The 14,220-nt window shown below is 69.3% G+C and carries 12 protein-coding genes; 6 read left to right on the top strand and 6 right to left on the bottom strand.

Going from position 1 to position 14,220, the window contains the following annotated elements; all coding sequences use genetic code 11:
• Window positions 1-45: 45 nt before the first annotated feature.
• Window positions 46-1,287 (bottom strand): efflux RND transporter periplasmic adaptor subunit, encoded by a 1,242-nt coding sequence (locus tag JTE92_RS04860; protein WP_063240351.1) that lies wholly within the window; start codon window positions 1,285-1,287, stop codon window positions 46-48.
• Window positions 1,288-1,470: 183 nt separating this feature from the next.
• Entirely contained in the window at window positions 1,471-2,421 is a 951-nt protein-coding gene (locus JTE92_RS04855; protein ID WP_063240352.1) for an alpha/beta hydrolase, read from the bottom strand.
• 391 nt (window positions 2,422-2,812) lie between these two features.
• On the opposite strand from JTE92_RS04855, the gene JTE92_RS04850 reads away from it, so the two are divergent.
• From JTE92_RS04850 to JTE92_RS04840, 3 genes are all read left to right on the top strand, one after another.
• Entirely contained in the window at window positions 2,813-3,748 is a 936-nt protein-coding gene (locus tag JTE92_RS04850) for a LysR family transcriptional regulator (RefSeq protein WP_063240353.1), read from the top strand.
• Between the two features lie 130 nt (window positions 3,749-3,878).
• Entirely contained in the window at window positions 3,879-4,475 is a 597-nt protein-coding gene (locus JTE92_RS04845) for a superoxide dismutase family protein (RefSeq protein WP_063240354.1), read from the top strand.
• 139 nt (window positions 4,476-4,614) lie between these two features.
• Window positions 4,615-6,192 carry a phospholipase D family protein gene (locus JTE92_RS04840; RefSeq protein WP_063240355.1) on the top strand — a complete coding sequence of 526 codons (1,578 nt, stop codon included), beginning with the start codon at window positions 4,615-4,617 and terminating at the stop codon, window positions 6,190-6,192.
• Window positions 6,193-6,203: 11 nt separating this feature from the next.
• Here the strand turns inward: JTE92_RS04840 and JTE92_RS04835 are convergent, their stop codons facing one another.
• Both JTE92_RS04835 and JTE92_RS04830 read right to left on the bottom strand, forming a co-directional pair.
• Window positions 6,204-6,467 (bottom strand): hypothetical protein, encoded by a 264-nt coding sequence (locus JTE92_RS04835; RefSeq protein WP_063240356.1) that lies wholly within the window; start codon window positions 6,465-6,467, stop codon window positions 6,204-6,206.
• A 190-nt stretch (window positions 6,468-6,657) separates the two neighbouring features.
• The gene (locus tag JTE92_RS04830) at window positions 6,658-7,917 is read right to left on the bottom strand and encodes a M20/M25/M40 family metallo-hydrolase (protein WP_063240357.1); all 1,260 of its coding nucleotides are present in this window, start codon (window positions 7,915-7,917) and stop codon (window positions 6,658-6,660) included.
• A 203-nt stretch (window positions 7,918-8,120) separates the two neighbouring features.
• On the opposite strand from JTE92_RS04830, the gene JTE92_RS04825 reads away from it, so the two are divergent.
• Window positions 8,121-9,221 carry a GlxA family transcriptional regulator gene (locus tag JTE92_RS04825; protein ID WP_063240358.1) on the top strand — a complete coding sequence of 367 codons (1,101 nt, stop codon included), beginning with the start codon at window positions 8,121-8,123 and terminating at the stop codon, window positions 9,219-9,221.
• A gap of 12 nt (window positions 9,222-9,233) precedes the next feature.
• Here the strand turns inward: JTE92_RS04825 and JTE92_RS04820 are convergent, their stop codons facing one another.
• Complete coding sequence (locus tag JTE92_RS04820; RefSeq protein ID WP_063240359.1) at window positions 9,234-9,965, bottom strand: BON domain-containing protein; 732 nt, start codon at window positions 9,963-9,965, stop codon at window positions 9,234-9,236.
• A 147-nt stretch (window positions 9,966-10,112) separates the two neighbouring features.
• Complete coding sequence (locus JTE92_RS04815; protein ID WP_063240360.1) at window positions 10,113-11,771, bottom strand: AMP-binding protein; 1,659 nt, start codon at window positions 11,769-11,771, stop codon at window positions 10,113-10,115.
• A gap of 701 nt (window positions 11,772-12,472) precedes the next feature.
• On the opposite strand from JTE92_RS04815, the gene JTE92_RS04810 reads away from it, so the two are divergent.
• Window positions 12,473-13,558: a calcium:cation antiporter gene (locus tag JTE92_RS04810; RefSeq protein ID WP_063240361.1), complete on the top strand. Its 1,086-nt coding sequence runs from the start codon at window positions 12,473-12,475 to the stop codon at window positions 13,556-13,558.
• Window positions 13,559-13,692: 134 nt separating this feature from the next.
• On the top strand, window positions 13,693-14,214 hold the full coding sequence (locus tag JTE92_RS04805; protein ID WP_063240362.1) for a DsbA family protein: 522 nt from the start codon (window positions 13,693-13,695) through the stop codon (window positions 14,212-14,214).
• Window positions 14,215-14,220 lie beyond the last annotated feature (6 nt).

Below are 14,220 nucleotides of genomic sequence, written 5' to 3'. Positions count from 1 at the left end.
TGTTCTCCCTCTCCCGCAAGCGGGAGCGGGGAGCACACCGGCGGATCAGCTCACCGGCTTGGCGTCCGCGTCGCCTTTCTCGGCAGCGGCCTGCTTGCGGTCAGGCGCCGCCTGGCGCGGCTCCAGCTCGCTGCGGTAGGCCATGGCCACCGCCTTGGGCTGCACCGTATCGCCCGGCCGCACCCGCTGCAGCCCGTTGACGACGATGTTCTCGCCCGGCTTCAGTCCCTTGCGGATCACGCGCAGGCCTTCAAAATTGGGCCCGAGCTCGACTTCGCGGTAGACCAGCTTGTTGGCCTTGTCGACCACCAGCACGAACTTCTTGCCCTGGTCGGTGCCGACGGCGCGGTCGTTGACCAGCACCGCCGCATGCGGCGCGCCGCCGCCCATCTTGACCTTGGCATACAGGCCCGGCAGCAGGCGGCCGTCGTCGTTGTCGAACACCGCGCGCACGCGGATGGTGCCGCTGCGCGGGTCGAGGCGGTTGTCGACCGACTGCACCTTGCCTTCATGCGGATGGCCGTCCTCGTTGGCCAGGCCCAGGTACACCGGCAGCCCGTTCTTGCCACCGCCGGCGCCCGGCGCGGTATAACGCAGGTAGCTCTGCTCGTCGATCTCGAAGCTGGCGTAGACCGGCGACACCGACACGACGGTGGTCAGCGGCGGTGCCGACGCGCCCGGTGCCACCAGGTTGCCCACCGTGATCTCGGCACGCGACACGCGGCCGGCCACCGGCGCGGTGATGCGGGTATAGGCCAGGTTCAGGCGCGCGGCTTCCAGTTGCGCCTGCGCGCCGCGGACATTGGCGCTGGTTTCGCGCGCGGCGTGGATGCGCTCGTCGAACTCGCGGCGCGAGATGGCGTTGTCGTCCAGCAGCCGCTGTGCGCGTTCGCCCTCGCTCTTCGCGTGCGCAGCGCGCACCTGCGCGGCGGCCAGCGCGGCCTCGGCGCGTGCGACTTCCGCGGCGTAGGGGCGCGGGTCGATGGTGAAGAGCGGATCGCCCTTCTTCACCAGCGCGCCTTCGCGGAAATGGACCGCATCGATGTTGCCGCCCACGCGCGGACGTATTTCCACGCGCTCGACCGCTTCCAGGCGCCCGGAGAACTCGTCCCACTCGGTGATGGTCTGGCCCACCACGGCGGCGACTTCGATCGACGGCGCGGGGGGCGGGGTGTTGGCATGGGCCTCGCCGCTGTGCCACGGGCGCAGGATCGAACCGGCCACGCCGGCACCGAGCACCACGACGATGGCAAGGGCAATCAGGGTACGTCGCTTCTGCTGCTGCATTTCTCAAACTCCTGTTCGGGTTTTCTTCAACCGAAAAGCAAATGGCCGAACGCCGCCTGCCGGTCCGCGCAGGACGGACCGGAACCGAGTCAGATTGGATAGTCGGACTTAGGGCCGCCCATGCAAACCGGCGGACCTGGCTCTGGCCGATACAGAGCCGGCTGGCGTGTTGGCTGGAGCGGCTCAGCCGGCGGGCTTGGCTCCAGGCCGGCTGGCGCTTGCGCCAGCCTGGCGTTCGGTCAGGGGTGAGGTATCGTCGGCCGCAGCCAGACATCGCTGCAGGAACCGCGCACCTTCGTCGACCCATGCCTGACACGCGTCATGGGTCTCTTCCACGCCGTCGCCGCAGGCGCCGGGCATGATCATGGCCTGGGCCGGCACACCGGCCTTGCCCAGCCGCTGCGCGAAGGCCTCGCCTTCGGCGCGCAGCGTATCCTGTTCCGCGACCTGGACCAGCGTGGGCGGCAGCCCGGCCAGGCGCGAAGCCATCGCCGGCGCGGCATAGGGATGCACGCTGTCCGCCGGCGTCGGCAGGTAATCGCGATAGTTGCAGGCCATGCGCCGCAACGTTTCCATCAGCACCTGCCCGCTGCCGAAGCCCGCGCACGACGCGTGCTGCAGGCACGGGTCGGTCACCGGCCGGATCAGCCACTGCCCGCGCGGCTGCGCGGTGCCGCGGTCGCGCAGCATCTGCGCCAGCGCGATCGCCAGGTTGCCGCCGGCTTCCTCGCCCACCAGCGCGAAGCGGGTCTTGTCCAGCTTCAGGCGCCGGGCATTGCGCAGCACCCACTGCACCGTGCTGTGCGCGTCTTCGGGCGCGGCCGGGAACGGGTTTTCGGGCGCCAGCGAATAGGCCGGCGTCACCACCACGGCCGGCACCGCCCTGGCCAGGCCTTGCACCAGCTTGCGCGCCCGCTCCAGGCCGCCATCGACAAAGCCGCCGGCATGCAGGTACACCAGCCAGGGCAGCCAGCTGGCGGCCTCGGCGCCCGGCGCGGGATAGCCCGGCGGGTAGCACACGCACACCGCGATCTCGCGGCCGTCGCTCGTTACCGTGTGCTCGGCCACGCGCGGCTCGCCCTGGCCGGTGGCGGCGGGAGCGGCATTCTGGCGTTGGCCTGGCTTGTGTGGCATGGCGTCCGGCGCACGGGAAAAACAATGCGCTTGAGTGTTGCGATGCAACGGATTATGGTGATTGACGAGGATGGGATAAAGCGAGAGATCGCCAATGCACTGTTCCGTGATTGGAATAATCGAACGCGTTCCGATCGACCGAAACCCCACGCGTGACAAGGTCATCGGAAATGTGATTCACTCCGGCTCGTGGCACGCATGGCGATCCGCAACCTGGCTTTTCATTCGTTGCGGGCGCTGCACGCCCTGACAAACCCACGCCGGACCCGCGCCCCCGCGCACCCCGGCGCCAGCCAGCCGGCAGCACTCCCCCAATCACAACAACAAGCCACGCCGTGCGCGTCACGAGCGCGCGCGGCACGCCGTTCGGATCTATCGTCGGAACCTCATCATGGACCGTCTCGTATCAATGCAGGCATTCACACGGGTCGTGGACGTCGGCAGCTTTGCGCGCGCCGCCGAATCGCTGGACCTGCCCAAGGCCACGCTGACCCGCCTGATCCAGAACCTGGAGACGCACCTCGGCGTCAAGCTGCTGCACCGGACCACGCGCCGCATCAGCGTAACCAATGACGGCGCGGCCTATTACGAACGCTGCGTGCGCATCCTGGCGGACGTGGAAGAAGCCGAGCAGTCGCTCACGCGGCAGAACAACTCGCCGCGCGGCACACTGTCGGTCGATACCACGGCACCGCTGGCCAACATGGTCCTGGTGCCCGCATTGCATGACTTCCTGCAGGCCTACCCCGACCTGAAGCTCGAGCTGACCATCAACGGCAAGCCTATCGACCTGCTGCAGGAAGGCGTCGACGTGGTCTTGCGCGTGGGGATCCCGCTCGATGAATCGATGGTGGCCCGCCGCATCGGCCACGTAAAGCTGGCGTTCTACGCCTCGCCGATCTACCTGAACCGCGCCGGCACGCCAGGCGACCTCGCCGAACTGGCGCAGCACAAGGCGGTGAACTACCTGTCCAACCGCAACGGCCGCGAAATGCCGTGGCCGATGGCGCGCGGCATGGAGCGCAGCGAGGTGCTGCTGCCCTCCGCGATCTCGACCAACGATGCCGAGGTCTACGTGGGCTGCACGCTGGAAGGCCATGGCATCGCCCGCATCTCGCGCGCGATGGCGGAGCCGTATGTGGCCAGCGGCCGGCTGGTCGAGATCCTGTCCGACTGGCAGACCGACGAGCTGCCGATCTCGGCGATGTATCCGCAGAACCGGCACCTGTCGGCCAAGGTCCGCGTGTTCGTCAACTGGGCGGCGGACCTGTTCTCGCGCCACCCGCATTTTGGTGCGGTACAGCAGCGCCTCGCGGTGGCGGCCTGACTTGCCGTCTGGCGCAAACCGCAAGCGCCGGGGCATCCGAAACGTGGCGAGTAGGACAAAACCGGAAGCCGCGAGCGCGTTGCCCGACCTATACTGTTTCATCCGAAATCACGACGAGAAGAGGATTCCGATGAAACCAGTGCTTATCCCCCTGGCCGCCTGCGTTGCCGCGACCGTGGTGCTGGCCGGCTGCGCCGGTTCCGGCAAGAGCGCCTCGGCCTCATCCAGCGCCACGGGCGCCACCGCTGCCTCCGCCGCGACCTCGGCCGGCACTAGCGGGGCCCGCGCCGCGGCGCAGCTGCAACCCAAGAGCGGCACCAATACCGCCGGCACCGTGACCTTCCAGCAACAGCCCGGCGGGGTACTGATGACCGCCTCGATCACCGGCCTGCCGCCCAACACCGTCCATGGCTTCCACGTCCACGAGAAGGGCGACTGCTCCGCGCCCGACGCGATGAGCGCCGGTGGCCATTTCAACCCGGGCGGCAAGCCGCACGGCCAGATGACCATGCCCGAGCACCATGCCGGCGACATGAACAACGTCACCGCCGACGCCAGCGGCAACGTGCGCGTCAGCATGCTGCTGCCGTCGTTATCGGTCGGCACCGGCGCCAACGGCGTGATCGGGCGTGCGGTGGTCGTGCACAAGGATCCCGACGATTACAAGACGCAGCCGACGGGCAATGCGGGCGGGCGTATCGCTTGTGGCGTGGTGGCAGCTTCGTAGGCAGCAAGCGCTTCGAACCCCGTTGGTGTTCCCCCTCTCCCGCTCGCGGGAGAGGGATGGGGTGAGGGCCGGTGTGTCAACGAAGTCCGCGCGCCGGCATAGCGATTAGCTGAAGCCAGACATCGCGCCGACCACCGCCATGCCATTGCCGACAGACGCTGCGTTCGTGCCCCACCACCGCCTGCACGCCAGTTCGCTGCTGCTGTGCTGCGCCACCCTGCTGGGCGGCTGCGCGCTGCCGCCACTGGACCACCGCACCGAATCCACCGCCATCACGCCCGCCGAGGCCGCAGCCACGCCGCTGGGCCGCGCGGTCGCGGCCGCGCTGGCCGGCCATTCCGGGCTCAGCGGCATCCACCCGCTGAACAACGCCCACGCAGCCTTCGCCGCGCGCATGCACCTGGCGCGAACGGCGCAGCGCACGCTCGACGTGCAGTACTACATCTGGCGCAACGACCTGACGGGCACGCTGCTGCTGGAGGCGCTGCACGAGGCCGCCGACCGCGGCGTGCGCGTGCGGCTGCTGCTCGATGACAACGGGCTTTCCGGCATGGACGAGCTGCTCGCGGCCATGGACGCGCATCCGCAGGTAGAGGTGCGGATCTTCAACCCGTTCGTGCTGCGCCAGCCCAAGGCGCTCAATTTCCTGACCGATTTCCGGCGCCTGAACCGGCGCATGCACAACAAGTCGTTCACTGCCGACGGCGTCGCCACGATCATCGGCGGGCGCAACGTCGGCGACGAATACTTCGGCGCCACCGACGGCGTGCTGTTCGCCGACCTGGACGTGATTGCGATCGGCCCCGCCGCGGCCGACGTGGCGCACGACTTCGACCGCTACTGGGCCAGCGCTTCGGCGTACCCGGTGGACCGGCTGGTGCCGCCGGTCAGCGTGGAGCGCCTGCACGAGCTGGCCGGCAGCGCCCGCGCGGTCGAGCAGAACCCCGCCGCCGGCGCCTACATTGCCGCGCTGCGCGAGGTGCCCGACGTGCAGCATATGCTCGACGGCACGCTGGAGTTCGAGTGGGCCGCGACACGCATCGTCAGCGACGACCCGGCCAAGGCCCTCGGCGAGGCATCGCGCAACACGCTGGTCGCGCACCAGTTGCGCGAGATCCTGGGCGAGCCCCGGCGCGAGCTGGACCTGGTCTCGCCCTACTTTGTCCCGTCCACCGCCGGCACTGCGTACTTCTCGCAGCTGGCCGAAAAGGGCGTGACCGTGCGCGTGCTGACCAACGCGCTGGAGGCCACCGACGTCGCCGCCGTCCATTCGGGCTATGCCAAGCGCCGCAAGGCGCTGCTGGAGGCAGGCGTAGACCTGTACGAGCTGCGGCGCTCGGCGGCGCCGATCAAGAAAGAGGGCCGCGCCGGCCCGTTCGGCAGTTCCGGCTCAAGCCTCCATGCCAAGACCTTTGGCGTCGATGCCAGCCGCGTGTTCGTGGGCTCGTTCAATTTCGACCCGCGCTCGGCCAATCTCAATACCGAGCTGGGCTTCGTGATCGACAGCCCGGCCCTGGCCGGCCGCATCGAGTCGACCTTCGCCACGGTGGTGCCGGAAGCGGCCTACCAGGTCAAGCTCGACGAGCAAGGCAAGCTGTACTGGCTGGAACGGCGCGGCGACGAGGTGGTGCGCTACGACACCGAACCCAACACCAGCTGGTGGCGCCGGCTCGGCATCTGGTTCCTGTCGATCCTGCCGATCGAGTCGATGCTCTAGCAGGCAGCCGTTCAGATCTGGTCGATCAGGCTGCGCACGACGTCGGCCAGCCGGCCCGCGCGCTGGCGGCCGTTGGCGTCCAGGTCCATGCCAGAGCCGCTGGCGAGCGCCTTGAGGCCAAATAGTGCGTCGCCCACATCGCGCCAGCCCGGGAAATCGGCATGGATCTTCTCCAGCGCGGCGGCGCCTGCGGCGACTTGCGCGGCAGCCGGCACATTGCCGGCCGCCAGGTCTTCCAATGCCGAGGCGGCATCGATCAGGCCTTTGCGGTTCATGCTGCGGTCTCCCCACTATGTCTTTGTCATGGCCGCCACGGGCGGGCGGCGCTGACACTGTAGCAGGATGCCGGGGCCAGTGGTCGCCCCGCGCGCGGGACGCGGTGTCCGGAACACATGCGAAGCGCCGCTTCGGTGCAGCCGCGTGCCATCCGCGGCACACCGGCGCGGGGTCTCGGTTGCAGCCCGCTCAGTGACGACCAATATCCTCCAGGATCCGCGTCATCAGGTACAGCCGCGGCACGATCGAATCCAGCTCGATGTACTCGTCGCGCGCGTGGTAGCCGAAGCCCGCCAGGCCGAAGCTCTCCACCACCGCCGGCTTGCCCGAGCGCGCGGCATAGCTCGCATCGGTGGCACCGCCGGTGCCTTCGGCCAGCGCCAGCGTGCGGCCGTCCAGCTCGGCGTAGATTTCCTGTGCGCGCCTGGCCAGCGCGCGGCCGCGGGCGTCGGCCACGAACGGCGGGCGGCCCTCTTCCATCGTCACCGTGGTCTGGGTTTCAGGCACCAGCTGGCCCGATTTGACCTTGTCCTGCAGCGCGACCTTGAGCTTTTCGGCGGCGCCGCTGGCGGTGGTGCGCACGTCGCCGTAGGCCACCGCGCTTTCGGGGATCTGGTTGCGCACGGTGCCGGCCTGCGCCTGCGTCCAGTTCAGTTGCGAGCCAGGCACCAGGGTGGCGACGTCGCGGGTCTGCTGCAGCTGGTAGGCCAGCTCGACCAGCGCATTGCGGCCGCGCTCGGGCGCGGCGCCGGCATGCGCGGCGCGGCCCCTGACCTGCATGGTGGCGGTGGCGGTGCCGGACGCGCCCAGCAGCAGCGACTCGGCCTTGACCACGTCCTTGGCGGCGGTGGGCTCGCACGACAACACCACGTCATGCTGCGCGGCGAGGGTGGCAATGGTTTCGCCGGAGCCGACCGAGCCCACTTCCTCGTCCGGGTTGAACAGCACGGTGATCTGCGCGTAGTCGCGCCAGCCCTTGTTCTTCAGGATCTCCAGCGAATGCAGGATGACGGCGATGCCGCCCTTGTCATCGGCAATGCCGGGGCCGTAGAGCCGGTTGCCCTCCTCGCGGATCGGCTGCGTCGCCAGCGTGTTTTCCGGATAGACGGTGTCCATGTGGGCGATCAGCATGATGCGGCGCTTGCCGTTGCCGATAAACGTGCCCTTGACCATGGTGCCCGGTCCTTTGGTGACCGGCACGCGCTCCACCTGCGCGCCCAGTGCCTGCAGCCGCTTCTCGGTGTAATTGGCCATCCGGGCCAGGCCCTGCGCGTTGGCGCTGCCGGATTCGATCGACACCATCTCCTTGAGCGACTGCACCACCGCCGGCTGGGCGGTGCGGGCCGCGGCCAGCAGCGCGGCATCGGGCTGGGCGGCAGCGGCCAGGTGGCCGGCGCCGGCAAGTGCCAGGGCGGCGGCGACTGCAACGTGTCGAACGGAAAACGGCATGGAATCTCCTCGGATTGGTCTTGTTGGGCCATGCCATGACGCAACACCAGCACCAGCAGCGGCGGCGGCGGCGGCGGCGCCATGGCACAACGGCACGATGCTAGCCCTTGCCAGCGGGCATGGGGAGGATCAATATCGCCAATCACAATGCCGATCCCGCCACGCCTGGCCCGAGATCGGACCACGCACCAACCGCCCCTGATATGCGCGCCCCCGCTGATCCACTGGTCCCCGACACCCCCACCGCGCCCGCAAGGCCATTACATGTCCGCCTGCTGTGGCTGCCCAATGCGATGCCCGGCACCCTCTTCACCACGCTCGACGTGCTGCGCACCGTCGCCGGCGTGGCGAGCCTGCAGCGGCCCGATGCGGCGCCGACGCTGAGCTGGCAACTGTGCGGCGCCAACGGGCGCACACTGCCGGCCGGCCTGCCGGGCCTGGAGGCCTCCACGCGCCGCATCAGGGCGGCGGACAGCCGCTCGCTGCTGGTGATCCCGGCCCTGCTGGCCAGCAATGCGCACCAGCTCGGCGACATCGTCCGGCGCGATACCGCCGCGCTGCGCATGGTCGAGCGCCATGTGGCCGCGGGCGGGTGGCTTGCCGCGTGCTCATCGGGAATGCTGTTGCCGCTGCAGCTAGGCCTGCTGGACGGCGCCCGCACCGGCGCGCCCTGGATGTACCAGAGCTGGATGACGCACCAGTTCCCGCGCGCAGACCTGGGCGGGGACCAGGCCATGAGCGTGCACGGGCAAGTGTTCTCTTGCGTGGCCCCCGCGCTGCAGGTGGAATTCGTGCTGCGTGTGCTGGGCCACCTGCACGACCCCGACCTGGCGCAGGCCGCCGCGCAGCTGATGCTCTACCAGCCCGAACGCCAGCGCAGCGTACCGGCGCTGGTCTCGCAGCGCTGGCTCAGCCGCACCGCGGACAGCCCCGTGTACCGGGCCGTGCAGTGGCTGCAGGAACATGTGGCCGAGCCCTACCAGCTGGCCGCGGTGGCGCGGGCCGCGGCGGTCAGCGAGCGGACCCTGCTGCGGCATTTCCGGCAGGTCACCGGCATGACGCCGCTGGACTACCTGCACACGCGGCGCGTGGAGCGCGCGCGCATGCTGCTGGAGGTGACGCTGCACGGCACGCAGGCGATCGCCGAAGCCTGCGGCTACAGCGACGCAGCCGCGTTCCGGCGGCTGTTCCAGCGCATCACGGGGATGTCGATGTCGGACTATCGCGCCCGCTTCACGCTGCGGGCGCGGCGGCGCTACTGGCGCATGGAGGATGCGGCGGCCCGGCGCGGCATGCCGGGCTAGGCCGCTGCAAGCTCAGGCGCGCAGCGAGATGTGGTTGACCACGTCCTCCACGCCTTGCACGTACCACGCGTCGCGCTCGACCTGCCGGCGCGTGTTCTCGCTGGCGACGCAGCCTTCCAGCGTGACGACGCGGTTTTCGGTATGCACGCTGACCTGGGCCGCATCGACGAAGGGATCGGTCTCCAGCACCAGCATCAGCGCCTCGGTGATCTCATCGTCGCGGTCGGCTTCGGCGGGCGCCACCACCAGTTCGTTGACCACGCAGCGGCAGCCGCGCGACCACCAGGCCAGCACGCCGGCCAGGCGCATGTGCGACAGGCTGATCACCTGGCCCCACAGCGTCACCACGCCGTCGTGCGCCTCGACCTCGATCCAGCCGCTGCGCTCGCCCACCGGCTCGCGCACGGTTTCGTGCTGGCCCTTGACGCGCGCGCAGATCCTGCAGTTACGGAACTCGATGGCGTTGAGCAGGCGCTCGCATACCGCATCGCGCAGTTCGCCATCGCCGACGGTGACGCCGCCGTTGGTTACGCGCAGGTGGTCGATCACGCTGGTCACGCCGTCCACGCGCCGCAGCGCGGTGGCCGCGCGGGTCTTGTCGACGATATCGGCGACCTCGCCCTCCAGGATCAGCGCGCCGTCCGACAGCCGCAGCTGGATGGTGGGATGAAGGACATGCCCCTGATAAGGCACATGCGCCAAGGCTGCGCGCGCCTGCGTCAGCACCGCTTCGCTAGTCTGCATTTTGATCGCCTCGCCCGAATGGTCTGGAGAAGAAAAGACGTGCGCCCGGCCTGCGGGCGCGCCTGGCGCGGCGCCGCAGCCTCCATCACCGCCGGGGACCTGGCAACCGCTTCCTCATTATAGGAAGCGTGCCAGAGCCGTCCGGGCTCAGGCCGAGGCTGCCTCGCGGGCGCGCGCGACCTCCTGGTTGCGCAGGATGAAACGCTGGACCTTGCCGCTGGGGGTCTTGGGCAGCTCGGCGACAAATTCGATCTCGCGCGGGTAGGCGTGGGCGGCCAGGCGCTTGCGCACATGCTGGCGCAGCGCCTCGGCCAGTTCGGGCGTGGCCGCGTGCTGCCGGTCGAGCACGACGAAGGCCTTGATCAGCTCGGTGCGCTCCGGGTCCGGCTTGCCGATCACCGCGGCTTCGACCACGGCCGGATGCTCGATCAGCGCGCTTTCCACGTCGAACGGGCCGACGCGGTAGCCCGAGGTGGTGATGACATCGTCGGCGCGGCCGATAAAGCTGATGCTGCCGTCGTCGTTGAGCTCGGCGGAGTCGCCGGTCAGGTAATAGTGGCCGGCGAACGCGCTGGTGGGCGTGCCGTGGTAGCCGCCAAACCAGCACATCGGCGAGCGCTCCAGGTCCAGCGCCAGCGTGCCGGGCTGCCCGGCGGGCAGTTCGCGCTGCGCGTCGTCGACCACGACCACACGGTGGCCCGGGCTGGCAAAGCCCGCGGCGCCCATGCGCACCGGGTGCGACAGCGCATGATGGTTGCACAGCACCATGCCCAGTTCGGTCTGGCCATAGTGGTCGTGGATGGGCGCGTCCAGCTCGCTGGCGAACCAGCGGATCACTTCGGGGTTGAGCGGCTCGCCGGCGCTGCTGACCGCGCGCAGCTGCCCGCGCAGTTGTTCCGACACGGCCTGCCCGGCGGCGATCAGCAGCCGGTAGGCGGTAGGCGAGCCCGCCAGGTTGGTGATGCCGTACTTGCGGATCACGCGGCAGGTGCTTTCCACGGTGAACGGGCCATCGTAGAAGGTGGTGGCATGCCCCAGCGACAGCGGCCCCGTCACCGCGTAGTAGAGGCCGTAGGCCCAGCCCGGGTCGGCCAGGTTCCAGAACGCGTCTTCGTCGCGCAGGTCGACGGCGTCGCGCATGTAGCCGGCAAACGCGGCAATGGCCTTGAGCGGCACCAGCAGCGGCTTGGCCGGGCCGGTGGTGCCCGAGGTGAACATCATCAGGAAGGGATCGTCGCCGCGGCGCATGACCGGCTCGAACGTGGCCGGCTGGCGCGCCAGCTCGGCCCAGAAGCTGAAATCGCCGGAGGCTGCGTCCCCGGGCACCTCGCTGGTGCCGGCCACGGTGACGACCGGCGGCGCGCCCTCCACGTCATCGAGCTTGGGCCGGTTGACGGTATCCGTGACCACCACTTTCGCGCCCGAGCTGTTGAGCCGGTGCTCGATGGCCTTGGGACCGAACGCCGTGAACAGCGGCTGGTACACCGCACCGGCGCGCCAGGTACCCAGGATGGTCACGAGCAGCTCGGCCGTGCGCGGCAGCAGCCCCGCCACGCGGTCGCCCGGCTGCACGCCCTGCGCCTTCAGGAAGCCGGCAAACTGCACCGACAGCGCCTGCAGTTCGGCAAACGTCCAGCTGCGCGCGTTGCCGTCGCGGCCCTCCCAATACAGCGCGATGCGGCCGGCCTCGGCATGGCGGTCGCAGCATTCCACGCAGGCATTGATCGCATCGAGGCTGCCATGCAGTTGCCGGGCCACCGCCTCGTCATAGGAAAAGCCATCGTAGGCCTGGGCGTAGTCGCGCATGGTGTCTCCTGTATGTCCGGCTGCCAGCCGCGGACGCCGCCCGGGCCATGGTGCCTGCTATCGTTGGTGATCGTCGGTGCCGCCTGGCGCGGCTGCCGCAAGAGTGTGCGCCCGTGCCGGGGCGGCGGGCAATAACCGATTCCGCCAGCGCGCCTGACGGTTTTTGCCATGCGCGAGGACACACGGCGCAGTGCGCTTGACGCCATCCGGCCCGGCGCCGACGCCACGTCCCCTCCCTCAAGAGGGTGTCGAGCGTTACGAATGCTGCGCATACTGCCGCGCACACCGGCCACCAGAGCCGACATCCCCGGGTCAATCCATCATGCAAACCTTCCTCGCCTTGTGCGCGTATTTCCTGGCGTGCCTGTTCGCATTACTGTTTGCCGCGCGCTGGATCCTGCGTAACCATCCGGCGCTGCGCGAGCGCCCGCCCGCTCCGCCGCCTTGCCCTGCCACGGACGATCCGCCAGGGCCCGGCTGACCATCTCCTGGCGCGAACTGCGCCTGCCAATGCCACAGAATCCCTGCCAAGTTCCACGAATTTCTATCAACGCTCGGGAACTCATAGCCTTCTCGTCTGCCATATGCCTGTTGCCGCGCCCATAAAGGTGGCGACAACATATCTCCAAGCTATCATGCGTGCCTGCATGGCACGCCCGTGCCGCCCGGCACGGCATAACGACAAGAAAGGACACCAAGGGATGGCTGTCACTTCCAACAAGCTGCCGCCCTGGACCGTTGGCGCCCCGGTGGCGGCCGCGGCTACGCTGGCGCTCGCCTGGCTGATGCCCGGCCAAGGCTGGCTGATCGCGCTGATGGCCGTTGCGCTGGCGGGCGCCGTATTTGCCGCTGTGCACCACGCCGAGGTAGTCGCGCACAAGGTGGGCGAACCGTTCGGCACGCTGGTGCTGGCGATTGCCGTGACCGTGATCGAAGTGGCGCTGATCGTCTCCGTGATGTTGTCGTCCGGGCCGGAGAAGGCCGGCCTGGCGCGCGATACGGTGTTTGCCGCGGTCATGCTGATCTGCAACGGCATCGTGGGGCTATGCCTGTTCGTCGGCGGCCTGCATCACCGCGAGCAGGCATTCCAGGCACCCGGCGCCAATGCGGCCATGGCGGTGCTGGCGGCGCTGCTGGTGCTGACGATGGTGCTGCCCAACTACACCAGTTCGTCGCCGGGGCCGGTGCTGACGCCGGCGCAGCTGGCGTTCTCGGGCGTGATGTCGCTGGTGCTGTATGGCTCGTTCGTCTTCGTGCAGACCATCCGCCACCGCGATTACTTCCTGGCCGAAGGCAGTTCGGACGAGAACGTGCACGCACCGCCGCCGCCCGTGCGCGTGGCGCTGGTCAGCGCCGTGCTGCTGGTGGCCTGCCTGGTGCTGGTGGTAGGGCTGGCCAAGCTGCTGTCGCCGTCGGTCGAGGCGGCAGTGCTGAAGGCCGGCGCGCCGGCCGCGGTGGTGGGGATCGTGATTGCCGCCATGGTGCTGTTGCCCGAGGGGCTGGCGGCACTGCGCGCGGCGCGCGCCGACCGCATCCAGACCAGCCTGAACCTGGCACTCGGTTCGGCGCTGGCCAGCATCGGGCTGACCATCCCGACCGTGGCGGCAGTGTTCATCTGGATCGGCCAGCCGCTGGAGCTGGGGCTGGGGCCGAAGGACATGGTGCTGCTGTTGCTGACGCTGGTCGTGTCGTCGCTGACGCTGGGCAGGGGCCGCACCACGATCCTGCAAGGCGTGGTGCACCTGGTGATCCTGGCGGCCTACCTGTTCCTGTCGATCGTGCCATAGCCGGTCCGCCGTCCGGAAGCGCAGGTGTCCGGCGTGGCTGCCGGGGCCTTGGCCTGGCGCCTGCGGGGTCTACACTGGAACCTCCCCACCGGGAATCCGCGCATGCCTTGCCGCGCACGCACCGGAGAACGCCAATGCTGGAAGTCGCCGTCACCGCCGCCGACCATGCCGTCGGCCCCGATACTGCCCGGGTCACCGTCGTCGAATATGGCGACTTCGAATGCTCCTACTGCCGCATCGCCTACGGCGCCATGAAGATCCTGCTGGAGCACTATGGCCCGCAGGTGCGCTTTGTCTACCGGCACTACCCGATGGCCAGCTGGCACCCGTCCGCCGAGCCGGCGGCCGAGTGCGCCGAGGCCGCGGCGGCGCAGGATCGTTTCTGGCAGATGTACCGCATGCTCTACGAGCACCCGCAGGGCCTGAAGCCCGATGCCCTGCGCCATTACGCCGCCATGGCCGGCCTGGATCTCGATCGCTACGACAACGACATGTCCACGCACCGGCACCTGCCGCACATCCGCGCCGACCAGCACGGCGGCACGCGTTGCCGGGTGCGGGGCACGCCGTCGTTCTTCGTCAACGGCACGGTGCAGGACGTGACCTTCGGCATGGAGCGGCTGCAGCGCGCCATCGATACCGCGCTGGCAGCCTAGCTCCGC

This window comes from Cupriavidus oxalaticus (genome assembly GCF_016894385.1).
In the GTDB taxonomy this organism is placed as follows: domain Bacteria; phylum Pseudomonadota; class Gammaproteobacteria; order Burkholderiales; family Burkholderiaceae; genus Cupriavidus; species Cupriavidus oxalaticus.
The sequence above is the reverse complement of the archived record's forward strand: the minus strand, read 5'-3'. Positions and strand labels throughout refer to the sequence as shown.